Annotated in this window: 25 protein-coding genes and 1 pseudogene; 2 read left to right on the forward strand and 24 right to left on the reverse strand. The window is 41.8% G+C overall.

Going from position 1 to position 23,353, the window contains the following annotated elements:
- Positions 1–75 precede the first annotated feature (75 nt).
- From ADI74_RS11275 to ybeY, 12 genes and pseudogenes are all read right to left on the reverse strand, one after another.
- Positions 76–408: pseudogene (locus ADI74_RS11275) on the reverse strand (IS30 family transposase); the annotation flags it as partial.
- Positions 409–521: 113 nt separating this feature from the next.
- Positions 522–1,382 (reverse strand): SAM-dependent methyltransferase TehB, encoded by an 861-nt coding sequence (gene tehB / locus ADI74_RS00230; RefSeq protein WP_049536260.1) that lies wholly within the window; start codon positions 1,380–1,382, stop codon positions 522–524.
- Positions 1,383–1,396: 14 nt separating this feature from the next.
- The gene (gene smpB, locus ADI74_RS00235) at positions 1,397–1,864 is read right to left on the reverse strand and encodes an SsrA-binding protein SmpB (RefSeq protein WP_001051743.1); all 468 of its coding nucleotides are present in this window, start codon (positions 1,862–1,864) and stop codon (positions 1,397–1,399) included.
- On the reverse strand, positions 1,827–4,178 hold the full coding sequence (gene rnr / locus ADI74_RS00240; protein ID WP_049536262.1) for a ribonuclease R: 2,352 nt from the start codon (positions 4,176–4,178) through the stop codon (positions 1,827–1,829). The genes smpB and rnr overlap by 38 nt, the downstream gene beginning before the upstream one ends.
- Positions 4,179–4,381: 203 nt before the next feature.
- Positions 4,382–4,615 carry a preprotein translocase subunit SecG gene (gene secG / locus ADI74_RS00245; protein WP_000282517.1) on the reverse strand — a complete coding sequence of 78 codons (234 nt, stop codon included), beginning with the start codon at positions 4,613–4,615 and terminating at the stop codon, positions 4,382–4,384.
- A 39-nt stretch (positions 4,616–4,654) separates the two neighbouring features.
- Positions 4,655–4,804 (reverse strand): 50S ribosomal protein L33, encoded by a 150-nt coding sequence (rpmG, locus tag ADI74_RS00250; RefSeq protein WP_007519517.1) that lies wholly within the window; start codon positions 4,802–4,804, stop codon positions 4,655–4,657.
- Positions 4,795–6,003 (reverse strand): multidrug efflux MFS transporter, encoded by a 1,209-nt coding sequence (locus tag ADI74_RS00255; protein WP_049536263.1) that lies wholly within the window; start codon positions 6,001–6,003, stop codon positions 4,795–4,797. The genes rpmG and ADI74_RS00255 overlap by 10 nt, the downstream gene beginning before the upstream one ends.
- Positions 5,990–6,595, reverse strand: coding sequence for a dephospho-CoA kinase (gene coaE, locus ADI74_RS00260; RefSeq protein WP_049536264.1), 606 nt, complete (start codon positions 6,593–6,595; stop codon positions 5,990–5,992). The genes ADI74_RS00255 and coaE overlap by 14 nt, the downstream gene beginning before the upstream one ends.
- Positions 6,595–7,419, reverse strand: a complete 825-nt coding sequence (gene mutM / locus ADI74_RS00265; protein WP_049536267.1) for a DNA-formamidopyrimidine glycosylase — start codon at positions 7,417–7,419, stop codon at positions 6,595–6,597. The genes coaE and mutM overlap by 1 nt, the downstream gene beginning before the upstream one ends.
- Before the next feature lie 48 nt (positions 7,420–7,467).
- The gene (gene era / locus ADI74_RS00270) at positions 7,468–8,367 is read right to left on the reverse strand and encodes a GTPase Era (RefSeq protein ID WP_049536269.1); all 900 of its coding nucleotides are present in this window, start codon (positions 8,365–8,367) and stop codon (positions 7,468–7,470) included.
- Positions 8,368–8,383: 16 nt separating this feature from the next.
- Positions 8,384–8,779, reverse strand: coding sequence for a diacylglycerol kinase family protein (locus tag ADI74_RS00275; protein WP_049536271.1), 396 nt, complete (start codon positions 8,777–8,779; stop codon positions 8,384–8,386).
- Entirely contained in the window at positions 8,760–9,257 is a 498-nt protein-coding gene (ybeY, locus tag ADI74_RS00280; protein WP_000275172.1) for an rRNA maturation RNase YbeY, read from the reverse strand. Before ybeY ends, ADI74_RS00275 begins: the two co-directional genes overlap by 20 nt.
- Before the next feature lie 104 nt (positions 9,258–9,361).
- On the opposite strand from ybeY, the gene pavA reads away from it, so the two are divergent.
- Entirely contained in the window at positions 9,362–11,017 is a 1,656-nt protein-coding gene (gene pavA / locus ADI74_RS00285) for an Rqc2 family fibronectin-binding protein PavA (protein ID WP_049536273.1), read from the forward strand.
- 199 nt (positions 11,018–11,216) lie between these two features.
- On the opposite strand, the gene ADI74_RS00290 is transcribed toward pavA, so the two are convergent.
- From ADI74_RS00290 to ADI74_RS00335, 10 genes are all read right to left on the reverse strand, one after another.
- Positions 11,217–11,948 (reverse strand): NAD-dependent protein deacylase, encoded by a 732-nt coding sequence (locus ADI74_RS00290; RefSeq protein WP_049536275.1) that lies wholly within the window; start codon positions 11,946–11,948, stop codon positions 11,217–11,219.
- Positions 11,949–12,092: 144 nt separating this feature from the next.
- Positions 12,093–12,803 (reverse strand): purine-nucleoside phosphorylase, encoded by a 711-nt coding sequence (deoD, locus tag ADI74_RS00295; RefSeq protein ID WP_000022080.1) that lies wholly within the window; start codon positions 12,801–12,803, stop codon positions 12,093–12,095.
- Positions 12,804–13,094: 291 nt separating this feature from the next.
- Positions 13,095–14,378: a chloride channel protein gene (locus tag ADI74_RS00300; protein WP_049536276.1), complete on the reverse strand. Its 1,284-nt coding sequence runs from the start codon at positions 14,376–14,378 to the stop codon at positions 13,095–13,097.
- A gap of 2 nt (positions 14,379–14,380) precedes the next feature.
- Entirely contained in the window at positions 14,381–15,190 is an 810-nt protein-coding gene (locus ADI74_RS00305; RefSeq protein WP_049536277.1) for a purine-nucleoside phosphorylase, read from the reverse strand.
- Positions 15,187–15,747 carry a DUF1697 domain-containing protein gene (locus ADI74_RS00310; protein ID WP_049536278.1) on the reverse strand — a complete coding sequence of 187 codons (561 nt, stop codon included), beginning with the start codon at positions 15,745–15,747 and terminating at the stop codon, positions 15,187–15,189. The genes ADI74_RS00305 and ADI74_RS00310 overlap by 4 nt, the downstream gene beginning before the upstream one ends.
- 1 nt (position 15,748) lies before the next feature.
- Positions 15,749–16,960, reverse strand: coding sequence for a phosphopentomutase (locus ADI74_RS00315; protein WP_049536280.1), 1,212 nt, complete (start codon positions 16,958–16,960; stop codon positions 15,749–15,751).
- Between the two features lie 23 nt (positions 16,961–16,983).
- Positions 16,984–17,667 (reverse strand): ribose-5-phosphate isomerase RpiA, encoded by a 684-nt coding sequence (rpiA, locus tag ADI74_RS00320; RefSeq protein ID WP_049536281.1) that lies wholly within the window; start codon positions 17,665–17,667, stop codon positions 16,984–16,986.
- A gap of 105 nt (positions 17,668–17,772) precedes the next feature.
- Complete coding sequence (locus tag ADI74_RS00325) at positions 17,773–18,702, reverse strand: peptidase U32 family protein (protein ID WP_049536283.1); 930 nt, start codon at positions 18,700–18,702, stop codon at positions 17,773–17,775.
- A 124-nt stretch (positions 18,703–18,826) separates the two neighbouring features.
- Positions 18,827–19,507: an ABC transporter ATP-binding protein gene (locus ADI74_RS00330; RefSeq protein ID WP_000125743.1), complete on the reverse strand. Its 681-nt coding sequence runs from the start codon at positions 19,505–19,507 to the stop codon at positions 18,827–18,829.
- A gap of 13 nt (positions 19,508–19,520) precedes the next feature.
- Complete coding sequence (locus tag ADI74_RS00335; protein WP_049536284.1) at positions 19,521–20,576, reverse strand: ABC transporter permease; 1,056 nt, start codon at positions 20,574–20,576, stop codon at positions 19,521–19,523.
- 383 nt (positions 20,577–20,959) lie between these two features.
- Between ADI74_RS00335 and ADI74_RS00340 the strand changes: the two genes are divergently transcribed.
- Positions 20,960–21,244 (forward strand): DUF3270 domain-containing protein, encoded by a 285-nt coding sequence (locus ADI74_RS00340; protein WP_049536286.1) that lies wholly within the window; start codon positions 20,960–20,962, stop codon positions 21,242–21,244.
- 64 nt (positions 21,245–21,308) lie between these two features.
- Here ADI74_RS00340 and ADI74_RS00345 read toward each other — a convergent pair whose 3' ends face one another.
- Both ADI74_RS00345 and ciaR read right to left on the reverse strand, forming a co-directional pair.
- Positions 21,309–22,646, reverse strand: a complete 1,338-nt coding sequence (locus tag ADI74_RS00345; RefSeq protein WP_049536288.1) for a sensor histidine kinase — start codon at positions 22,644–22,646, stop codon at positions 21,309–21,311.
- Complete coding sequence (gene ciaR / locus ADI74_RS00350) at positions 22,636–23,310, reverse strand: two-component system response regulator CiaR (RefSeq protein ID WP_000590635.1); 675 nt, start codon at positions 23,308–23,310, stop codon at positions 22,636–22,638. The genes ADI74_RS00345 and ciaR overlap by 11 nt, the downstream gene beginning before the upstream one ends.
- Between the last annotated feature and the right edge of the window lie 43 nt (positions 23,311–23,353).

The following is a 23,353-nucleotide window of genomic DNA, read 5'->3' on the forward strand; positions in this document are numbered from 1 at the left end:
CCAATACAACCATTTTGTCAAGCGCTTTCATTTTTTGTCAGCAATTTAAGAACAAATCAAATTGTTCAGTTCAAGTTAGCCATTAAGAAGAATTTCTCTGAGCGACTTGTAGTACAAGCATTTTTTAGAATAGTTGTTGATCCAATTTTCGAGGAAGGCGACTTCTTTAGGAGTCGCTTTATTAGTTCCTTTGGGTAACCATCTACGAATGAGCCTGTTGTGATCTTCATTAGTTCCCCTTAACCAAGAAGCATAGGGGTGTGGATAATAGATATGCTCCTTAGAAAACACATTAGACAAGTGGTTGAATCCTGTTCAATTATCTGTCGTGATGGAAAGAATTTAATGCTGTTTTAAGATGAATTTTAGAGCCTGATTGACAGACTCAGCGCTTTTATTTGAAATCAATAGGACTGTCTCACGTTTGATTTCAGTATGGACAGTTTAAAGAGCTCTTTTCCAAGTAAAGAAGCAATTTTTCTATTTGATACCCCTTCTTTTTTCCCGACCTTCATGTATGTTTATTTTACTTTTTTAGCTAGCATGGTCGCAAAACGTAGTTGAATGCGATTGCCGTTTTCATCACGACGGTGCAGATGTCCTGGATTTTCATTGTACTTGACCAACTCCCAATCCTTGTAGTAGTCAGCCAATTCCCCTTCTTTAAAGGTGAATGGGAAGTTCACTGAGCAAGGATAATCCTCTGTATCCATGGCACAGACGATAAGGTTATAGCCACCGACCGTGGTGTGCTCCTGCATATTTTGGATAATAGCTGGAATGCGGTCCGCTTGTAGGAACATCAGAACAACTGTCGATACGATGAAATCATAGGCTTGCCCAATGCTGGCTGAATTGATATCATAAAGTCCGACAGGCATGTCTAGATCCTCTTGCTCTACGATGCTTTGCAAGATTTCAAGGGATAGTTCATTTTGATCAATAGCTGTCACATCAAAACCATTCTGTGCAAGAAAGAGAGAGTTACGGCCTTGACCACAACCCAAATCCAAGGCTCTTCCTGGTTTCACCGTTTGCATAGCTTCTAGGACCTCTGAATGGACTGGATTGGTCTGGTATTTCTTAGGGAAATAATCCTCAGGTTTACAATAAAATTCCAAGTACCACTCTACATCGTCTGTTGCAGCCTCTACTCGGTGCCAGGCTTGCGGTTGTGCCATAGGATTGTCAGCTCCTGCCTCAAAAAGGTGCTCAGCTAGAACCTCACCATCTTCAGTCAACTCAATAAACTTGAGTGCCCCCTTCAAGACAGTAATTTTTCCCCAAGTGCCGACTTTAGTATTGTGCTTTTGCTGAACAGCTTCAGGCATGGTCTGTTTATTCCACAAGGGCATCCGTTTATAGGCAATTAATTTTTCCATTTTACTTCCTCTTCTTAACGCTGGTTAACAGCTTTCATCACACGCGCAATATCGCGGTTTTGTTCACGTCGCTTGATCGACTCCCGTTTGTCATAGTCATGTTTCCCTTTGGCAAGTCCTAAAAGAAGCTTGGCATAGCCATCTTTGAGATAGACTTTGAGGGGAACAAGGGTCATTCCTGTCCCTTTGGTCTCTTGTTCCAATTTTTGAATTTGCTTCTTATGGAGCAAGAGTTTGCGACGGCGTTCAGGTTCCTGGTTCCAGATATTGCCCTCTTCGTAAGGGGCGATATGAACGTTGCTCAACCAGACTTCCCCATTTTTTACTTGGGCAAAGCCGTCCTTGAGATTGATTCGAGCAGCTCGAACGCTCTTGATTTCAGTTCCGGTCAGGACCATTCCTGCCTCTAGCGTATCTACGATTGTATAGTCGTGGTGCGCCTTTTTATTTTGTGCGACGACCTTTCCCTCGCCCTTTGCCATGCTTGGCTCCTTTCTTAGCTACTTCTTTGTAAAATGGTTTCTTACCCTTTTTCTTGTCTTTAGAAGACGATTTGCGCTTATCATCAAAACGACCTTGTCTCTTCTTGTCTTCCTTCTTATCCGAACGACGACTTGAACCACGACCCCTGTCTCTGCGACCAGCTTGTTTCAAGCCTTTTTCGATGACATCAAACTCACTTGGAATATAAGAGAAATCAATCTCACCTGTCATTTTATCCGCTCTTTCTACGCGAATACGTATCTGCTGTCCTACACGGAAGGTAATGCCTGATTTCTCCCCACGAAGAGTCAAATCCCGCTCATTGAAATGATAAAATTCAGGCAAATTGGTGATGTGAATCAAACCTTCGACTGTATTTGGCAATTCGACAAAGAGACCGAACTTGACAATGCTGGATACAACCGCATCATATTCTTCACCCACGTATTCTTCCATGTACTCAGCCTTTTTCATGGCTTCTACTTCACGCTCAGCCTCGATGGCACGACGCTCACGGTTGGAAGACTGGGTCGCAATCTCTGGAATCACTTGTTCAAAATGCTCTGCTATTTCCTTAGAACGTCCATAGTCCCGAATCATGCGGTGAACAAGGAGGTCAGGATAACGGCGAATGGGGCTGGTAAAGTGAGTGTAATAGTCTGCCGCTAGTCCATAGTGTCCGTGATTGTGCTCAGAATAGCGAGCTTGTTGCATGGAACGGAGAAGCATCATTGATAACACATCCGCATATGGCTCGCCTTCAGTAGCACGCATGATGTCTTGAAGGGCTTCTTGACTAATCTCACTAGCAGTTCCATAGATTCGTAATCCAAAACTTGAAGCGTAATCAATAAACTTCTGAACTTTTTCAGCCTTGGGCTCCTCGTGAATCCGATAGATAAAAGGTAGGTCCAGTTTGCTATAGTGCTCGGCAACCGTTTCGTTGGCTATCAACATGAAGGACTCAATCATCCGCTCAGCAACGCCGCGTTGACGGAGGACAATATCCACAGGCTTGCCTTTTTTATCCACCAAAATCTTAGCTTCGCTGGTATCAAAATTCAGGGCACCACGTTTCTCACGCATGCTTTCTAGACTTTCATGAAGCTTGGCCATTAACTTGATACTAGGAACAATTTTCTTAAACTCTTGTCTCTTTTCCTCATCGCCAGCTAGGATGTCATTGACAGCGCTATAGGTCATACGGAAACTAGTCTTGATAACTGTTTGGGTAATGGTGTAATTAACCACACGACCGTGTTTATCAATTTCCATAATGGCAGACTGGGTCAAGCGATCGACTTGAGGATTGAGCGAGCAGATACCATTTGACAGACGCTCTGGAAGCATTGGAACCACTCGATCTGTTACATAGACAGAAGTCGCGCGGTTAAGGGCTTCCTTGTCAAGGGCAGAGCCCTCAGTCACATAGTAGGAAACATCCGCGATGTGAACTCCGAGTTCCATATTGCCATTTTTCAAAGGCTTGATGTGAACTGCATCGTCCAAGTCCTTGGCATCCGCGCCGTCAATGGTAAAAGTAAGCTCATCTCTTAAATCAAGACGCCCTTCCATATCCTGTTGAGATGGCGCATCCGGTACTTTCTCTGCCTCTTTGAGAACAGCCTCTGGAAATTCTGAGACAATATCCATGGACTCCAAGACTTCAAGGACATCAATTCCCGCATCAGTAGAGTGTCCTACTACATCCAGTACAGATGCGACAAAGAAATCGTGTTTTCTACTTGGGTATTTGTCGATAAAGACCTTGAGAACCTCTGTCCCTTCAAGTTTGAGGGCTGGTTTCTTCACATAAATCGGTTGGCTGATTTTCTGATTCTTTGAACGAATGTAGCCAGCATACTTAGGTTTTTCCTGATCCAGAACGATTTGGCCTACAACTGTCGTCAGGCTGTGTTCTAAGATATCAATAATTTTAGCTTCGGCAGCTGTTCCCTTGTTGCGGTCAGCAACTTTCTTGATGACCACTTCAACGGTATCGCCATCAATAGCGTAGTTGACATCGTTTTTCCCTACAAAAAGGTCGTCCTCTTCGCCTTCCAGACTGACAAAGCCAAAGCCATTTTTATGGGCATGAAAAACCCCTTTGAGGGTGATTTCATGTTTCTTCTTCTGGTCCAAGGTAAGGCTTCCATCTTCTCCAAATCGAATCTGGTGCTTTCTTTCCATCAGAGACAGGGTTTTAATCAACTCACGGAAATCCTTGGATCCATCCTTTCCGAGAGCCTGAGCTAGATCATTTACCGTCACTCGCCCCTTCTCTTGCAAATATTCTTTAATTTTATCTTTCATGTTTTCTTTCTAGATTTTTTAATTTTCTTTAACTGTAAGACCTTCTCAAACATCATTTAATACTCAATAAAAATCAAAGAGCAAACTAGAAAGCTAGGCGCAGGCAGTACTGGAGTACGACAAGACGACGCTGACGTGGTTTGAATTTGATTTTTGAAGAGTATAAAAATAAAAATAGGCTAAGACCTAGTCTCGCCCATTTCTTATCTACTTGATAATACCGTCAATGCTAAGGCAATGGCTAGCCAGAAAAAGACTAAAATACCTGTCAAACGTTGCATCACAGCTTCAAAACCACGCGCTTTACTACGTTCAAACAAATCACCTGAGCTGGCATCAAATACATTGCTGGATTGGTTCTTAGTTGGTTGCATGAAAATCGCAATTACAATCACAACAGATAATACTAATAAAATGGTTAATAATAGGTTATACATATCAAACTCCTTAAAATCCCTATTATTTTACCATAAATTCTACTTAGATTCAAGATGTAAAGTTACTTTTCTTTCCTTTGGACAATATTTTAGAACTTCAATCTTGTCTGGATGGGTTTTTGAGTTCTTACTGGTTAGATAATTCATGCTACCACAAGAGGAGCATTTAAGATTGATTTTTACTCGCACGAGATTTCCTTTACTTTTAATAATGATCTAAATTGAACTAAGTTACATAAGCAACTGAAAGCCACACAAGCAGCCGTCGCATAAAAAACAGAGTGGTAGCCATATTGCCCCGCGACTGCTGAACCAGTCATAGGGCCAACAACACCTCCAAGGTAGAAAAAGACTTGGTTAAAGGCAAAAATCCTTGAAATGCCAGCTTTGGGAGTCATTTTACTAAGCAAGGCATTGATACCTGGTATCAGAGCGCCCGTTCCTAAACCAAAGAGAAAACGATACAAACCGAGTTCAAGAGGACTGGTCGCACTGGCACAAAGAAGGTAGATGATTACTGAATACATCTGAGCCAGAATCAGAAGTCGATGATTCCCTAGCTTATCACCAAGCTTTCCCATCACTCCAGCGCTCATCATACTAGAAAATCCCATACTAGATACAATCAAGCCTGAAACGAAGAGGAGATTTTCAGTCTGCCCTAAGTCCCGTACATAGAGAGCCAAAATGGGACCAATGGATTGAGCTGAAAATTGTATGACAAAGGTAGTTAAAAATAAACTAATCAAAAGATGAGAGTGCTTGATTGAACCGAGCAATTCTTTTGTTGGTATTGCTTTCTCCTTAGCTATTGGCTGAAAATCCTCCTTGATAAAGAAAATGGTTAAGAGTGCAGCTAAAAACAAGAAGGCACCAATCAACAGAAAAACATTTCGAATACCAAAAATTTCAGCAACTAAGCCCCCAACAAAGGGGCCCGTTAGGGTTCCAGCTACTACTCCCGTTGATAAAGTCCCCAAAGCATAGCCAGACTTATCCTTAGGAACTTGACTGGCTATTAAAGCCGTCGCATTTGGAACGAAACCTGTAAATACACCATTTAGTAATCTAAGAAAGATTAGCCAATAGATATTCGGCACGAAGGCCAAACCTCCCATGGTGATGGTCATGGCAAGGCCTGCTCGAATCATCATGGGTTTTCGACCGTACTTGTCGGCAAGAATGCCCCAGATCGGAGAAACTAAAGCTGCGGAAACAGCTGAAACTGAGATGGCTAATCCAGCATAGAAAGCAACTTGATCCCGCTCTATTCCCAACTGCTCTACAAAGATAGGCATAAAAGGGACGACTAAGGAAATACTGGCTCCCGTTAGAAAACTACCAAACCAGGCGACACGAAGATTATCTTTCCAACTAATCTCTTGCACAGCTATCGCCTCCTTCAAGTAACTTCACTACTTGCCCCACAAGCTGGTCACGACTGCCATTATTATCTAATATATGACTCGCCAATTTTTTCTTTTCTTCTAAAGACCACTGGGCTGCCAGACGGGACTCAGCTACTTCCTTAGAAAGATGATCCCGTTTCATAAAACGTTCTAATTGGATATCATGGTCCACATAGACCAGCCACGTTTCATCAAACCAGTTGGCATAGTTCTGCTCAAAAAGCAGAGGAATATCCATGAAAAAAATCGCTTCTGTCTGAGCCAACTGTTCTCTTAGTGCAGCCAGTTCCTCACGAATAATCTCTCCTTGGGTTTGCTTAGACCATTCCCGCTCTTCAGGGTTTGAAAAGATGAGACTAGCTAGGAGAGGGCGATTGAGTTCTCCATTTTCTAAGATAATTTCCTGTCCAAAATGCTGAACTAAGACCTGATATAGACGCCCACCATGTCTTTGTAGCTGGTGGACAAGTCGGTCAGCATCTACCACTTGAAAGCCTTGCTCTCTTAGGAAATTTGTCACAGTTGACTTCCCAGAGGCAATTCCTCCTGTGATTCCAATGATTTTTCCCATCAGTCCCTCCTTTGACACTGAGGACAAAAATGAGTTCCCCTTCCACCGAGCTGGAATTTCTCAATGATGGTGCCACAGCATGAACATGCTTGACCAGTCTTATCATAGACCTGATGGAAGTCCTGCATGGTTCCATCTTCCCCAAATGCATTGGTATAGGTTCGAATAGTTGAACCCCCTTTTTCAACAGCCTGACCCAAAACAGCAATGGTCTGGTCATGAATAGCTGACGCTTCCTCTGCTGTCAAAGTTTGGGAAGCTCTAGCTGGATGGACCTGAGCTCGCCAGAGAACCTCATCCACATAGATATTGCCAAGACCAGCGACCAAGGTTTGGTCTAGGAGGTGGGATTTGATAGGCTTCTTAGATTTGGCTAGGGCAGCTTGGAAGGACTGCAAATCAAAGTCCTGCTCGATTGGTTCAGGGCCTAGTTTTTTAGAAACAAAGTAGGCGTCCAAAAGGGCAGGCGCTAGCAGTTCCATGGTACCAAACTTGCGTACATCTTCATAAACTAGCGTACCTCCATCTTCAAACTGGAAGAAGACATGGGCATGCTTGCGTTCAGGGATCTGGTCTGGATAGTAAAAATACTTGCCCTCCATCCGCAGATGGGAAATCAAGACCTTGTTTGTCAGGTAAAAAAGTAGATATTTCCCACGACGCCCCATGGACTCAATTACTTGGCCAGGCACTTCCTTTCGAAACTCGTCCAAATCTGTCTTGATCATCTTAGGATAAGCAATCTCTATATTAGAAATCTTCTTTCCCAAAATCAATTTTTCTAAGCCACGTCGAACGGTTTCAACCTCAGGTAATTCAGGCATAAATCCTCCTTCTGTAAAAACAAGAAGCAGGCATGAGCCCACCTCTACTTAGTATTCTTTTTCATTATAGCCAAAGTCTGCCAAATCTAGCTTTTTATCACGCCAGTTTTTCTTGACCTTGACCCAAGTTTCTAGGAAAACCTTATCCCCTAGCATGAGTTCGATATCACGACGGGCCATGGTCCCAATTTTCTTGAGCATAGCGCCACCTTTTCCGATGACAATCCCTTTTTGGCTATCGCGCTCGACCATGATGGTTGCTCGGATATGGACCTTGTCTGTCTCTTCATCACGCTTCATAGAGTCAACCACTACGGCAACTGAGTGAGGGATTTCTTCACGCGTTAGGTGCAAGACTTTCTCACGAATCATCTCTGAAACCAAGAAACGCTCAGGATGATCTGTGATTTGATCAGCTGGGAAATACTGGAAACCTTCCTCTAGATTTTCACTCAAAATATCGATTAGTCGAGAAACGTTATTTCCCTGAAGAGCTGAGATAGGAACGATTTCCTTGAAGTCCATCTGGTTACGGAAGTCATCAATCTGAGCCAAAAGCTGGTCTGGATGAACCTTGTCAATCTTATTCACCACCAGAATCACAGGAACCTTGGCAGCTTTCAGACGCTCAATAATCATGTCGTCACCCTTACCACGTGGCTCATCAGCTGGCACCATGAAGAGTACAGTATCTACTTCACGAAGGGTGCTGTAGGCTGATTCCACCATGAAATCTCCAAGGGCTGTCTTAGGCTTGTGAATTCCAGGTGTGTCGATAAAAACGATTTGTTCCTTATCCGTGGTGTAAATCCCCATGATTTTATTGCGCGTTGTTTGCGCCTTGTCACTCATAATGGCAATCTTTTGCCCCATGACATGATTCAAAAAAGTCGACTTCCCAACATTGGGACGTCCTAAAATGGCTACAAAGCCTGATTTAAATGTCATAATTTCCTCTTAGTGTTTAAAATAGTATATCCCAAATGCGTGGGAGAAAGATAAGCGCACCTGTCAAAGCGGCAAAAAGTGAGACCACAAGCACGGCACCAGCTGCCATGTCCTTGGCTTTCTTTGCCAACATAGAAAAGTGATAATGACTGGCTAAATCCACCACATTTTCGATAGCAGAGTTAATAATCTCAAAAGCTACTACCAAGAAAATGCTCATCAGGAGAAAGAGCCATTCAATCCGTGACACCTGAAAAACAAAACCTGCAAGGATAACCACTAGAGCCGTCACTGCATGTTTTCGCATATTGCGTTCTTCCTTGATGGCAGTCAGAATGCCTGTCAGGGCAAATTCTAAACTGGATATCAGGTCACGATTTTTCCATTTTCGTTTATTGTCTTGTGAGTCCATAGGCTGTTAAAATTTCTTCTTGTAAACCGAACATCTCCGCTTCTTCTTCCGGAGTGTAGTGATCGTAGCCGTTGATATGTAAAAAGCCGTGTACTGCCAAGAAGCCCATCTCACGCTCAAAGCTATGACCGTATTCCTCAGCCTGCTCATGAGCCTTATCGATAGAGATGAACAGTTCCCCAATATAGGCATCAAACTCAGACATCATCTCTGCTAATTCAGGGTTTTCAAGCAGATCTTCCTCATCAAAGGAGATGTCCAATTCCGGTTTATATTCAAGGCTAATGACATCTGTCGGACGATCCGTATCACGGTACTCAAGGTTGAGTTCGTGGCTACGCTCATTGGTCACAAAAGTAACTGCCATCTCCTTGTCTTCTTTTCCTATTTTTTGGGCCGCAAATTCCAAGATTTCTTGGGTTTGTTGCAAGATTTCTTGTGAAACTTGACCAGTTTCATCTACCATTTCAATATACATGTACTTCTCGATTCTCTTTACTTGGCTTTATTATACCATATTTCCATGATTTTATTCTACCTTTTTGATATAATACTATGGAATACAAACACAAGGAGAGAACGATGTCATTTGACGGATTTTTTTTACACCACATGGTTGAGGAATTGCGAAGCGAGTTAGTGAACGGTCGCATTCAGAAAATCAATCAGCCTTTTGAACAAGAGTTGATCTTGCAAATCCGCAGCAATCGCCAAAGTCATCGCCTGCTCCTTTCTGCTCATCCCGTTTTTGGTCGCATCCAGCTGACCCAAACAACCTTTGAAAATCCAGCCCAACCTTCTACTTTTATCATGGTTTTGAGAAAGTATTTGCAGGGTGCTCTGATTGAGTCGATTGAGCAAGTCGAAAATGACCGTATTGTGGAAATCACGGTTTCCAATAAAAACGAAATTGGAGATCATATCCAGGCTACACTGATTATCGAGATTATGGGCAAACACAGCAATATTCTCCTCGTGGATAAAAGTAGACATAAAATCCTCGAAGTTATCAAACACGTTGGCTTTTCACAAAATAGCTACCGCACCCTGCTTCCTGGGTCGACCTATATCGCTCCACCAAGTACAGAATCGCTCAATCCTTTTACTGTCAAGGATGAAAAGCTCTTTGAAATCCTGCAGACCCAAGAGCTAACAGCCAAAAATCTTCAAAGTCTCTTTCAAGGTCTAGGACGAGATACGGCAAACGAACTGGAAAGTTTATTGGTTAGTGACAAACTATCCACTTTCCGTAACTTTTTCGGTCAAGAAACCAAGCCATTCTTGACTGAGACTTCCTTCAGTCCAGTTCCTTTTGCAAATCAGGTGGGAGAGCCTTTTACCAGTCTTTCTGACTTGCTGGACACCTACTATAAGGACAAGGCTGAACGGGACCGTGTCAAACAGCAAGCTAGCGAACTGATTCGTCGTGTTGAAAATGAACTTCAGAAAAATCGTCACAAGCTGAAAAAACAAGAAAAAGAATTACTGGCGACAGACAATGCTGAGGAATTTCGCCAAAAAGGAGAATTGTTGACGACCTTCCTCCACCAAGTTCCGAATGACCAAGACCAGGTTATCCTAGAAAACTACTACACCAATCAACCTATCACCATTGCTCTTGATAAGGCCTTGACTCCCAGTCAGAATGCCCAACGCTACTTTAAACGTTACCAGAAACTCAAAGAAGCTGTCAAATACCTGACTGAGCTGATTGAAGAAACCAAGGCAACTATTCTTTATCTAGAAAGTGTCGAGACCGTCCTCAACCAAGCTGGACTGGAAGAAATCGCTGAAATCCGTGAAGAATTGATCCAAACTGGCTTTATTAGAAGACGCCAACGCGAAAAAATCCAGAAACGCAAAAAACCAGAACAGTATCTGGCGAGCGATGGCAAGACCATCATCTATGTCGGACGAAACAACTTGCAAAATGAAGAACTAACCTTTAAAATGGCTCGCAAGGAAGAACTTTGGTTTCATGCCAAAGACATTCCAGGAAGCCACGTCGTCATCTCAGGCAATCTCAATCCTTCTGACGAAGTTAAGACAGATGCAGCGGAGCTAGCTGCCTACTTCTCCAAGGGACGTCTGTCAAATCTGGTGCAGGTTGATATGATAGAAGTCAAAAAACTCAACAAACCAACTGGTGGCAAACCCGGTTTTGTAACCTACACAGGACAAAAGACCCTCCGAGTTACACCAGACCCAGAAAAAATCGCATCTATGAAAAAATCCTGATTCCACTTGAAATCAGGATTTTCTTTTACATTTTACTCTGCTATCAAGGTTTCCAAGCTAACCTTCATCATATCAGTGAATGTGTTTTGATTTTCTCAGCCAGTTTTTAGTAACTCTTAAAGAGCGAGATTGTGGTCAATAAATGAGATAGTTTTCTCTTTCAAGTAACAAGGTTTTGTTGCTATCTTCTAAAATTCTTTTATTGTCTCAATTTCGAAAATACTTCTCCTATCTTGCCTTCAATGACCAATGTAGCTTGGCTGTCTTGTGGAGTACTGGTTTTATTGATAACGACCAGATTTGTCCCAGAAAAATAGTTTACTAGGCTAGCTGCAGGATAAACAACTAAGGAAGTCCCACCAATAATCAGCAAGTCTGCTTGCCGAATAGCTTGTGCAGCTTGACTAAAAACATCCATGTCAAGTGATTCTTCATACAAGGTCACGTCAGGCTTGACCACCTTGCCACAGTCTAAGCAGTGGGGAACAAGTCCCTCAAGGGCCAGAAAAGCAGTTAAGTCATAGAAACGTTGACAACCTAGGCAGTAATTTCGGTCCGCGCTCCCATGCAATTTAAAGACCTTTTGGGAGCCAGCCATTTCATGAAGACTATCAATATTTTGTGTCACAACAGCCTTTAGCTTGCCTGTTTTTTCCAAAGCAGCTAGATAAGTATGAGCAGCATTAGGCTTGGCTTCTGGATAAATCAGGTATTTCTTATAAAAGTCAAAAAAATCTTCTGGATAGCGCTCAAACATGGTCCGCGAAACGAGTTGCTCTGCCGTAAAATGACGGCCTAACTGATGACTATAAACACCATCTGAACTACGAAAATCTGGGATATTAGACTCGGTTGACACTCCTGCCCCTCCAAAGAAAACAATCCGTTGGCTTTGATCTATCAAATCTTGTAATTGTTCAATTTTATCCATCACATTTCTCCTTAAGCTGTGTTCTAAAAAAGTTGAAAATCAATAGTTGGATTTTCAACTCTTTCTTTATCATTTCTAAGATATTGAAAATAAATCACTTACAACAGTTCTTGTAACTAATGTAATTGAAAATCTATTCTCAGATTACTCTGCAATCAAGGTTTCCAATCCAACCTTCATCATATCGGTGAAGGTATTTTGGCGTTCTTCTGCAGTAGTGTCTTCATCTGGATTGACCAAGCTATCAGAAATGGTCATGATAGCAAGTGCATCAACGTGGTGTTGGGCAGCAAGATAGTAAAGAGCTGCTGCTTCCATTTCCACAGCCTTAACTCCCCATTTACCAAGCTCGATGTTCTTTTCAAAGTAGTTTGAGTAAAAGACATCTGACGACAAAACGTTCCCAACGTGGGTAGTCATACCGAGTTCTTTGGCGATATGGTAGGCCTTATCTAGTAAATCAAAGCTAGCGATTTGTGGAAAATCATACTGTGGCCAGTCGTTTCGGATGATGTTTGAGTTAGTCGCAGCTGCTTGCGCCAAGACCAATTCACGAACGTGAACATCCTCATTCAAGGAACCAGCAGTTCCGACACGGATCAATTTTTTCACACCGTAGTCCACAATCAACTCACGCGCATAAATTGAAATGGACGGCATCCCCATCCCAGTTCCCATGACAGATACACGGTGACCCTTATAAGTACCAGTGTAACCAAACATGTTACGCACTTCGTTAAAACAAACAGCATCTTCAAGGAAATTTTCCGCAATAAACTTAGCACGAAGAGGATCCCCCGGAAGAAGAATTTTATCAGCAATTTCACCCTGCTTAGCAGCAATATGGATAGACATAATTTATGATACAAAGAGCGAGAAGAAAACGACTGAAAATTAGGAATCTAACGAGAAATCCTGATTTCTCAGTCAGATTATCTATTTTCCAAGTTTTCCGCTCGTGTTCAAATTAGAACACCTTGCTCTACCTTTCTTTATTTATTTTTATATTTCATAGCTAGGAAAAATCGTATTCAATCATGACTCCGACGAGCCTAGTTCATTTTTATTTCAAACAGTTATTGATAAACTGACAATAGTTTTTTAATCCTTTAAGATAAATCCTTGATTAGAAGAAACGGGTATTTCCTACCTAACTACTTTATTCTTTGACATCTTACACAGTATACTAGCCCAAGGAAAGCGGTCTAACACTTTTGCAAAACCATAAGCTAGGAAAGCCGTTACTAAGAGATACGGAAGAGAATCTAAACCTAACCCAGTGAAACCAATTACTAATCCAGTTGCAGACCAGGGAGCCCTCAAGGTCACTGATAAAAAGCAAACCGATCCCAAAAGCAAAATGCTTGACTGGCTGTCCAAACCTAGAATCATGGCTAAGAGAGCAGCTCCAGCCATCCCCAAGGCAAAAGATGGCGTAAGAGTACCACCATAGGCCCCTGCCCAAAGGATAATAAGAACGACCACTGCTTTTAGGAAAAACATGAGAAGCACTGTTTTACCATCGCTACCATTTAAAATTTCCTGAGCTATCATGCGTCCATTGCCAAGTAGATGTGGAAAGTAACTTGCCAGACCAACAAGAAACAGAAAAGCTGAGGGCAAAGTGAGAAGTATTCGTTGATCTTTTATCTTGTTTGAAGACACTTTTTTACTTAAGCGACCAAAAAGCCAAGCTAGGAGAGTTAAGAAAAGAAGTAATAAAGGGACAATCCACACTTCCTTTAATGACCATGTGATAGCTGGAAGCTGGTAAAGAGCATGATCTGAAATAACCAAGCCTGCTATATAGGTAGACACATAGGTAGTCAAACCGACTAAGACAAATCGCTTGATAGATAAAGTAATTCCTAGAGTCTCAAAAACGAAGAAAACACTTGTTAATGAAACCTGATAGACAGCTGCTAAACCAGCACCAGCACCACAAGCAAGGAGAAAGATTCGATCCTTCATAGACAGTATACATATTTTTCCAATTGGACCTGCAAATAGGGCTCCAATCTCTCGTGGTGCAGCTTCTTTGCCAATAGGTGCTCCCCCTCCAACTGCAATAATCTGCCAAATTGAATGAAATAGCTGTTTTAAAAAATGAAGCTTGTATTGTGAAGTCTCATCCTTCATCTGAGCTTTGATGGAATAAATCTTCGACCTTTTTTGCAAGAAGTACCAGACTAAGGACGAGCTAAGACCCACGATTATTAAACTTAGTCCTATCCGTGAGGAGGAAACTCCATCTGTCAAAAATCCATTATAATGCTCTGAATGACCAAAAGCTAGCCCCTCCGCCATCTCTAAAAGATAATGGAGAAATATACCAGATAAACCCGAAACTATTCCTTGCAGAATTACTGCTATGAATAATCTAAAATTATAAGGGATTTTTCGAAAAATACTCCTCAATTCTATTAACATGATTACAATTCAGCAAGAATCGCTTTAACCAAACCTTTGAAGTCGCCTTTGACACGTTCAGTCACTTCTACAACTTCCTCGTGGTTGAGTTCTTCTTGGAAACCAGCTGCATGGTTAGTAATACATGAAATACCGAGAACTTTCAAGCCAGAGTGGGCTGCCACAATAACTTCAGGAACAGTGGACATACCAACTGCATCTGCTCCCAATGTCTTATAAGCACGAATTTCTGCAGGTGTTTCATAAGTCGGACCGGTTACACCGATATAGACACCTTCATCAAGCTTGATACCGAGTTTTTTAGCTTCTTCATGGGCAGTAGCACGGTATTCTGGTGTGTAGGCTTTAGACATATCCGGGAAACGTGGACCAAAATCATCCAAGTTTTCACCCATCAATGGGTTCTGCCCCGTCATATTGATATGGTCTGAAATAGCCATCAAAGTACCAGGACCATAGCCAATACCGCCAGCTGCATTGGTTACAATGACACCTTCACATCCGAGAACTTTCATCACACGTACTGGGAAAGTCACGACTTCAAGAGGATTTCCCTCGTAGAAATGGAAACGACCTTGAAGAGCCAAGACCTTGCGACCTGCAAGTTCTCCATATACCAATTTCCCAGCGTGACCAACTACTGTAGAGCGGCCCCAGTTTGGAATATCTGCATAGTCTACTACAACTGGATTTTCGATTTCTTCTGCCAATTCTCCAAGTCCTGATCCAAGGATTAAACCGAACTCAGGCGCTTGGATTCCTTTATCTTTCAGAAAAGCAGCTGTTTCTTGGATCTTATCTAAAAATGTCATTGTCTGTCTCCTTTATTATTTTTTAGCATTTGACCGATTTTGTCAAAAGTTTTTCCATTGCGAATGGTGATGTTGCGATAAAAAGGCATCTTGAGTAAGTATTTATGATAGGCTGTTGCATAATAGGATTCCTCAGTGAATTTCCCCCAGAAAATCCCAAGTCTTCCAAAATAAACGACTTCATCTTCCAGTTCTAAACTGTTCACTTTCTCGATCACTTGATCCACATCCAAGCTCTCCGTGTAGAAGAGCACATCCTTTCGTGCCAAATCTTTGGTCCACCATTCAGGCAGATTTTCAAGTTCCTCTTCAAAGTCCTCAAGACTCAACAAGGAAAAGCTCTGAATAAATGGATAATGGACTTCAAAGAAAGCCTCTAACTTTTCAACCAATCGGGCTTTGGAGTCTGTCGAAGTAAAGAAAATATTGCCACTGTTGATGTAGGTCTCAACCTTCTCCAATCCCAACTCTGTCAGTTCTTGACGAAGTTGCGCCATGACAACTTTATTTTTCCCACCTACATTAATGCCCCGAACAAGTAAAGCATATCGCGTCATCTTATACCAATTTATCTAAGAAACTTTCCCCAATCATGGCAGTTTCCACACCAAAGTTATCCGCAACTGTCGCTGAGATATCTGCAAAATGTCCAACTGGAATCAAACCGTTTCCTTTAAAGGCAGGACTGTAAGCTAAAAGTGGAATATATTCACGAGTGTGGTCTGTTCCTGCATAGGTTGGGTCATTTCCATGGTCAGCAGTAATCAAAAAAAGATCATTCTCTCTCATGGCTGCGATAATTTCAGGCAAGCGTTCATCAAACTCATGCAAGCAATCACGGTAGCCATGAGCATTGCGACGGTGTCCATAAAGGGCATCAAAGTCAACCAAGTTTGTGAAGGAGAATCCTTTTTCAAACTCAGCAAGGCCCATGGTCTTCAACAGTGTATCAATTCCGTGGCTATTTGACTTATTGTGTCCCATATCATGGTTGATACCCGCACCGTTAAAGATATCGTTGATTTTACCAACAGCGTACGTATCGATGCCAGCTTCGTTCAATTTATCCAAAACAGTTGGGGCAAATGGAGAAACAGCTAAGTCTCGACGATTTGCCGTACGAGTGAAGTTACCTGGTTCACCAACATACGGACGAGCAATGATACGGCCTAGAAGGGCAGGACGTTCAAGTGTAATTGAACGAGCGTATTCACAGATACGGTACAATTCATCCAAAGGAATGATGTCTTCGTGGGCAGCAATCTGCAAAACAGGGTCAGCTGAAGTATAGATAATCAACTCTCCAGTTTCCATTTGACGTGGTCCGAAATCATCGATAACAGCCGTACCTGAGTAAGGTTTGTTGGCTTCACGAATGACCTTACGTCCTGAAAATTCTTCGATTTTTGTCAGGATTTCTTCTGGGAATCCGTTCCAGAAAGTATCGAAAGGTTCCGTAATGTTGAGTCCCATGATTTCCCAGTGACCAGTCATGGTATCCTTACCAAGGGAAACTTCTTCCAATTTTGTTGCATAACCTGTTGGATTGCTTTCAGCTGGTACAGTCTTAAGCGGCGTTTCGCGAGGAATATTTCCTAGACCGATTTTGGCCATGTTTGGCACATTCAAACCAACTGTTTTTGAAATGTGTCCCAGTGTGTCAGAAGCTCCGTCTGGAACCCCTGCATTGACAAAGTTATTGGCATCTGGCGCAGCACCGATTCCCACAGAATCCAGTACCACCAAGTGAATACGATTAAATTTTGACATAGTCTGTCTCCTTATTATTTTAGTTATCTTGCTTTTGTTGAAGTTAAAATCTGAACCCCGTCTCGTCCAGCAACGATGACCTTATCCACCATTTGGTTGAACAAGCCATGCTCAACGACACCAACGACATGGTCCAATTCTTGCCCGAAGGCAATTGGATTCTCGATGACATCCAAGGCTAGGTCTATGATAAAGTTCTGCATATCAGTCACAAAACGTTGGCCGTCTTTTTCACGGAAACTTGGTTTGTAGCCAGCTCGCTCAAACCGACGAAAGACCTGTTCTGCGCCATACTGAACCACTTCTACTGGCAATTTAAAAGCACCTAGTTTCTCTACCAGTTTGCTTTCGTCAACTACCCAAATGTATTCTTTTGAGGGCGTTGCGACAACCTTCTCCATCAGAAGGGCACCACCACCACCTTTGATTCCGTTAAACTGACTATCTACTTCATCCGCCCCGTCAACCATCACATCGACAAAATCCACTTGATCAATTGACTTGAGCGGGATGTTAAGACCTTCAGCCTGTTTACTAGTCACACTGGAAGTTGTCACAGCAGTAATCTGCAAACCTTCTTCCTTAATCCGACGACCGATTTCTTCTACGAAATAGTAGGCAGTTGATCCCGTACCGAGTCCAACTACCATGCCATCCTTGACAAACTCAGCAGCCTTGATACCTGCCATTTTCTTCAGATTTTCCACTCAAACACCTCCATTAAAGAGCTATTTTTATTATAACATGTATCCGTTTTTATTTCATGGATACACTGGAAAAACCCGAACATTTTTATTTCGGGTTTGGGTGTCCTATTTAACCATATCAGGATCGTAATCATAGAATCCAGTATCGAGAAAACGGTTTTTAGGGTGTAACTTGCGCACTTCCTCATCTAACAAGAAGGCTTGGTCATGGCTAAAGTTGCTCTCTTGGATCAAGCCACGCGCTTGAATAAAGAGTTTGGCAATTTCTACAAAATTCTGACCAGGTGTATAGAGCCCCTCTAGCTTCCAGTGAGTGAAACCATGCTCTACCAATTCTGTCAATTTGGTCATCAAATCAAGGTCATTGTTAGCAAAGATATGGGTACCATGATTATCTTCAAAGATGGAATAATGGCTCTCTGGGTCACTTGGTTCTGCCAAGAAGAGGTCACGTTTACGTGTCTTTTCATCATCAATATGCGTAAAGTTATAGTAGTTTTGTAAGAGCGGACGCTTAGAATGGTGAATGACACTAGCCCCGTAAACCAATACTTCAGCAGGAATTTCCAAAATCTCTGGCATCTTGAAGAGTTCGGCAGATGGAATTTCACGCGCCAAAACCGCCTCAGAAGCACCTGCCTTTTGGCCCCAGAAGTTAATCTGACGACTACTTGTTACCATGGTTGAAGCATCGTAAATAGTCTTGAAGGAATAGCGATCACGGTTGACTACGTAAAAGACACCTGCATCTCCTACTGTAATATAGTCTGTCTTGATTTCTTCCAAGAAGTCTAAGAAGGGCTTAATACGATCCATCATGTCTTGGTGCATGAGGGCGTTGACTGCAACGATTAATTCCTTACCCCCATCATGAACGAGCTTAGCGATTTCTCGCAACTCTTCATAACTAAAGGTCGTTGGCAAACGGAGGCCAAAATCTTTCTCACCGACATAGATACGGTCTACGCCAGCTTCGAGTAGTTGTTCAACTTGTTCAATACTTTCAGCAGTTGCTGTAATGATAATCTTTTCCATAAGAAAAATTATACCACATTTCTCAAAAATCAGCTATGGGTACTGAGAGTTTCACAAAAAGTTAAACTTATTTCTATCTTTCCCAATCAAAAAGTGAACAGTAACTTGTACCATTCACTCTTTTTTATGCATGTGTTTTTTCAACTAGGTGGCCATCATTCATGACATAAATACGGTCAACCTTATCAAGAAGGCGAGTATCATGAGTAATCATGACAACTCCTCTACCTTGTTCATGGGCAATGGCAGCCAACATTTCCGTTACTTGGTAGGCACGCTGGGTATCCAGACTTGCCGTTGGCTCATCTGCAAGCACGATACTTGGGTTGTTATAAAGCGCTCTAGCAATGGCAGCACGTTGACGTTCACCACCTGATAAAGCCTTGGGATAATGATCCTGTACCTTTTCCAAATCCAACAAGTCAAGTAACTCTTTTCGATCACTTTTACTATTTTTTCCCTTATCCAGTCTGTCAATCAAATCCAGCTGTTCCTTGACCGTTAGAAAAGGAATTAAGTTTGAAGCCTGAAGAATAAAGCCAAACTCTCTAAAACGGAGGTCTGTTTTCTCCTTCTCCGTCAAACTACCTGTTTCTTTCCCCTTTACCAAAATCTTTCCACTCGAAGCTTCCTGAAGTTGTCCAAGAGTTGTTAGAAAGGTCGTCTTGCCAGAGCCTGAAGGCCCAACGATAGCAACGAATTCTCCCGCATTTAGCTGAAAATTCGTCTCATGCAGGGCCACGACTTTCATCTTTCCTTCCCCGTACGTTTTTGTCACTTGAGTCATTTCAATCAATGCTGTCATACTATTCTCCTTATCACTCTGCAATCGCAGTAATCGGGTCCACCTTTAGCAAGCGTGGAAGTGAAATGACACCACCTAGAAGGGCCATCAAGCAAATCACCAAACTTAGGACAGAGTAGGCTATCCAACTTGGGTAGAAAAAGAAGGTAGCTGGTAAGACTAAAATCACTCCACCAATAGCCAGCAAGGCTAAAGCAATTCCCATACCGGCTAGTAGGAAGATTTGACAGAAAAGAGACCATACAATGGTTTTAATCTGTATTCCCTGAGCCCGCATTATTCCATAAAGTCCTAGTTTTTGGATGGTAATGATATAAACAAAAATACCTACAATCAAGCCTGAGATGACAATCATAGCGAGAATCATCCCTGAAAATACATTAACCTGAGGTGTGTAACCAGGAATTTTCGATATCATTTTTGGAATAGAAATCTGTTTCAGTCCATCGCCAGCCACTTCTATATCATTTTTCAATACCAAGGCAGAGATGGAACGATTGGCTTCCAAGGTTCCTTGTAATGTCCAATAAGTCGTCAGACTCGTAAAGATAACAGGCTCGGTGAAAAATTTATTTCCTTGAGTCAGGCCTACAATCTTGTAACTTGTCTCGCTTCCATTGAGCTGAATGGCATCACCTAGCCTAATCCCATAATTCTCAAAGGACTGATCCACGACAACCTCATCATCTCCCTCAGGATAACGGCCCTCAGTCAAACTCGGAGAGATAAAAGAGTCCCACTCTTGAGCAAAGATGGAAACATTGACCTTTTCACTATCATCGACTAGATTGGTCACAGCGAACATATAACCCAGTTGAGCAGCCTCTTTAGAACTCTTATCCTTGTAGTCCTTTTCAGGAATAAAAGATGCCGTCAAATTATCATTTGCGTAGTCAGATAAAACGACACCCGTTGCTTGCCAGTTATCAATAGCGGCTCGGTTGTTTCGCACAAGACCAAGAGCCAAACTAGTCATAAAAAAGACCATGAAAGCGATAAGAAAAATGGTAGTTAGAATCAAACTATATCGAAGTTTATTTCGTACTATTTCTTTGATAGCAAGATACATGCTTATCTCCTTTAACTTTCCCCAGAGGTAGCAAAAAGCCACCCAGACCAATAGACAGAATCGCTGTCCTTCCATCCATTCAAAACAACTCCTACCTATACTTTTAAAATAAATCAGGTAGCAACTTAACAAATCATCTTAGGAAAAAGCCTCAGCTTGCTATCAATTTATATAAGTTATCCTTACCTTTCTCAGTATATTTATAAAAGAGAAAGTCAGGTCATCTGTTTTAAGTGTAACATCCATGCTACCATTTTCCCTAGTAGGTGTCAAGAAGAGCGACTTAGAAGTTGATAAGAGACTTTAGTAGTTTTGTAACAATTCTGTAATAATTCTCTGCATAAAAAATGATAAAATAGTTATGTACTGTTAAGGAGAGAATCATGTCCGCAAGAAAACTAGAAGCTTATGAGTTTGAACAAGCTCCCGAATCGAAACAAACTCCGCTTTATCAAGATTACACACCTGAAGCCCCAGTCGGCCCTAACCTAAAAGAGATTTTATTTTTTGTAAATATTGCTTGTTTTTGTATTTTTATGGTGCTTTTTAGCTTTATCTTTTTAGCCTTAAAATTAAATACTGCTTTATCATTTATCGCTGCTATGGCAACAAGCTTCGCACTTTTACAACTTCAACGAAAGATGATTAAACGAAAACTTTCAAAATAAAGGTTGGTACTACTACCAACCTCTTTTCTAGTTATCTAAAAAGACAGTTATAAAACTGTCTTTTTTATTTATTCTTTCGTTTTGGAGGAGATTGGATAGCAATCTTAACTTCAAAAATCGTTCCTCTAGGTTTGTTATCTTTTACGCTAATCGTTCCTCGCAAGGCATCTACGATTTGCTTGGCCAAAGATAGTCCAAGACCAAAGCCACCTTTCTGACGGGTTCTTGCCTTATCTACACGGTAAAATCGGTCAAAGATTTTCTTCTTGTCAGCAGCTGAAATTCCAATTCCGTTATCCGTTACTGTTAGATAGAGGTGGCGATCTGTAGCATGAACTACAAACTCAATTTTCCCATCTTCTTCGGTATACTTGATGGCATTGTCAAACAAGATGGTCATGAGCTGTTTTAGGAGTAACTGATCGGTCATGAAGGGACGATAAATCCGATTTTCATACTCAAAAATACGATCATTTTCAGAAGCAATCAACTCATAGTTAGCAAAGGTAGTCTTAAAGAACTGTGGTGATGCTTCTGCTATTTCTGGTTTGATTCCATCATCGCGACGTGCAAGGTTGAGAAGATTGGTCGTGAGAAAGCGCATGTTCCGAACTTCTTCGAGGCTAGAAGCAATGCTTTCGCTGGATTCCATGATCGTCGCTTCTGGTTTTCGAAAAAGATTCTCTAAACGATTTTGTAAAACGGCCAAAGGTGTTCTCAGTTCGTGGCTCGCATTTTCAACAAAGGACTTCTGCTTTTGCATGCTTTCCAGCAAGGGTTTGACACTGACACGTGCCAAGTAAACACTGGCAATTAAAGACAGGAGCCAGAAACTAGCCATAACTACAACAATTAAATGCTCGTGGTTTTGGCTGATTTGCTCAAGCTGGCTGGTATTGATTAAAACCGCCGCATATTTGACATTGCTTGAAACAGTGGACGAATTTGTTTCCATCAAGATCATTCGGTAGGTTTCTTCCTGACCGTAGCTATTGACAACTTGGATTTGGCGAATGTGATTCAATTCTTTCTTGTCCAGTTTGATCTTGTCTAAACCTAAAAAACGATTGCCCAGTAAGAGCTGATTAAAATCCTTGTCAAAGAGCAAGACTTCCGTATTGGAGCTGACATTGGGCTTGATTTCAGCCTTGCTGGCATCCGCAGTTGCGGGTTGAATATCCTTGACTTCTTCAGTTGCCCGATTCAGGGCTAACTGGATAACTGCTTGGGGACTACTACTAAGAGCTTGGAGTTTTTCATCTACAGAAGTATAGAGACTCGAGTGCATGACCTGGAGGATAATCAAGGTCATAGCAGAGAAGATCAGAGTGAACACTCCAAAGTTTCGAATGAAATAGCTGAAATCATCCGCATACCATGTTTTTTTTAGTTTATTGAACATCTTTTAAAATATACCCGACACTACGCAAGGTTTGAAGATTTTCAGCAAAGGCTGTACCCTTCAGTTTCTTACGAACTTTTGAAACATAGACTTCTACAACGGAAATCGTCGTATCGCTATCAAATCCCCATAAACGATCAAAAATCTGTGTCTTGGGAAGAATGACATTTTGATTTTGAAGGAAGTAAACCAATAACTCAAACTCTTTTCCGAGCAGTTCCACAGGAGTATCTTCCACTTTTACTTCATTCGTTGAAAGGTTGACGACTACATCCCCATAGGTCAAGGTATTTTCGTTAAACTTGCCTGAACGCTTGAGAAGGGCTTGAATCCGCATTTTGAGTTCTTCTAGGTAGAAAGGTTTGGTGAGGTAGTCATCCGCTCCCAACTCAAAACCATGTCCCTTGTCATCCAAACTTTCCTTAGCAGTCATGATAAGGACTGGTGTCGTAATTCCTTTTTCTCGCAACTCTTTCAAGACTTGAAAACCATTTTTTTCAGGCAACATCAGGTCAAGCAGAATCAAGTCATAAACGCCACTTTCTGCTTCGTAGAGACCTTCTTCTCCATCAAAAACCTGCATGACATCTGCAAAATCATCTAAAAAGTCAAATACTGAGTTTGACAGGCCTAGGTCATCTTCTACTAATAAGATTTTTATCATCAGAAACTCCTCCTTGTTATGATTATTATACCAAAATTGCCTT

It is taken from the genome of Streptococcus pseudopneumoniae, assembly GCF_001074565.1.
Taxonomy (GTDB): Bacteria; Bacillota; Bacilli; order Lactobacillales; family Streptococcaceae; genus Streptococcus; species Streptococcus pseudopneumoniae_J.

Excerpts from the sequence above, each read along its gene's own strand:
- tehB (WP_049536260.1), bottom strand. The coding sequence starts at position 1,382 with ATGGAAAAATTAATTGCCTATAAACGGATGCCCTTGTGGAATAAACAG.
- smpB (WP_001051743.1), bottom strand. The coding sequence starts at position 1,864 with ATGGCAAAGGGCGAGGGAAAGGTCGTCGCACAAAATAAAAAGGCGCAC.
- rnr (WP_049536262.1), bottom strand. The coding sequence starts at position 4,178 with ATGAAAGATAAAATTAAAGAATATTTGCAAGAGAAGGGGCGAGTGACG.
- secG (WP_000282517.1), bottom strand. The coding sequence starts at position 4,615 with ATGTATAACCTATTATTAACCATTTTATTAGTATTATCTGTTGTGATT.
- coaE (WP_049536264.1), bottom strand. The coding sequence starts at position 6,595 with ATGGGAAAAATCATTGGAATCACAGGAGGAATTGCCTCTGGGAAGTCA.
- mutM (WP_049536267.1), bottom strand. The coding sequence starts at position 7,419 with ATGCCTGAATTACCTGAGGTTGAAACCGTTCGACGTGGCTTAGAAAAA.
- era (WP_049536269.1), bottom strand. The coding sequence starts at position 8,367 with ATGACATTTAAATCAGGCTTTGTAGCCATTTTAGGACGTCCCAATGTT.
- ADI74_RS00275 (WP_049536271.1), bottom strand. The coding sequence starts at position 8,779 with ATGGACTCACAAGACAATAAACGAAAATGGAAAAATCGTGACCTGATA.
- ybeY (WP_000275172.1), bottom strand. The coding sequence starts at position 9,257 with ATGTATATTGAAATGGTAGATGAAACTGGTCAAGTTTCACAAGAAATC.
- pavA (WP_049536273.1), top strand. The coding sequence starts at position 9,362 with ATGTCATTTGACGGATTTTTTTTACACCACATGGTTGAGGAATTGCGA.
- ADI74_RS00290 (WP_049536275.1), bottom strand. The coding sequence starts at position 11,948 with ATGGATAAAATTGAACAATTACAAGATTTGATAGATCAAAGCCAACGG.
- deoD (WP_000022080.1), bottom strand. The coding sequence starts at position 12,803 with ATGTCTATCCATATTGCTGCTAAGCAGGGTGAAATTGCTGATAAAATT.
- ADI74_RS00300 (WP_049536276.1), bottom strand. The coding sequence starts at position 14,378 with ATGTTAATAGAATTGAGGAGTATTTTTCGAAAAATCCCTTATAATTTT.
- ADI74_RS00305 (WP_049536277.1), bottom strand. The coding sequence starts at position 15,190 with ATGACATTTTTAGATAAGATCCAAGAAACAGCTGCTTTTCTGAAAGAT.
- ADI74_RS00310 (WP_049536278.1), bottom strand. The coding sequence starts at position 15,747 with ATGACGCGATATGCTTTACTTGTTCGGGGCATTAATGTAGGTGGGAAA.
- ADI74_RS00315 (WP_049536280.1), bottom strand. The coding sequence starts at position 16,960 with ATGTCAAAATTTAATCGTATTCACTTGGTGGTACTGGATTCTGTGGGA.
- ADI74_RS00325 (WP_049536283.1), bottom strand. The coding sequence starts at position 18,702 with ATGGAAAAGATTATCATTACAGCAACTGCTGAAAGTATTGAACAAGTT.
- ADI74_RS00330 (WP_000125743.1), bottom strand. The coding sequence starts at position 19,507 with ATGACAGCATTGATTGAAATGACTCAAGTGACAAAAACGTACGGGGAA.
- ADI74_RS00335 (WP_049536284.1), bottom strand. The coding sequence starts at position 20,576 with ATGTATCTTGCTATCAAAGAAATAGTACGAAATAAACTTCGATATAGT.
- ADI74_RS00340 (WP_049536286.1), top strand. The coding sequence starts at position 20,960 with ATGTCCGCAAGAAAACTAGAAGCTTATGAGTTTGAACAAGCTCCCGAA.
- ADI74_RS00345 (WP_049536288.1), bottom strand. The coding sequence starts at position 22,646 with ATGTTCAATAAACTAAAAAAAACATGGTATGCGGATGATTTCAGCTAT.
- ciaR (WP_000590635.1), bottom strand. The coding sequence starts at position 23,310 with ATGATAAAAATCTTATTAGTAGAAGATGACCTAGGCCTGTCAAACTCA.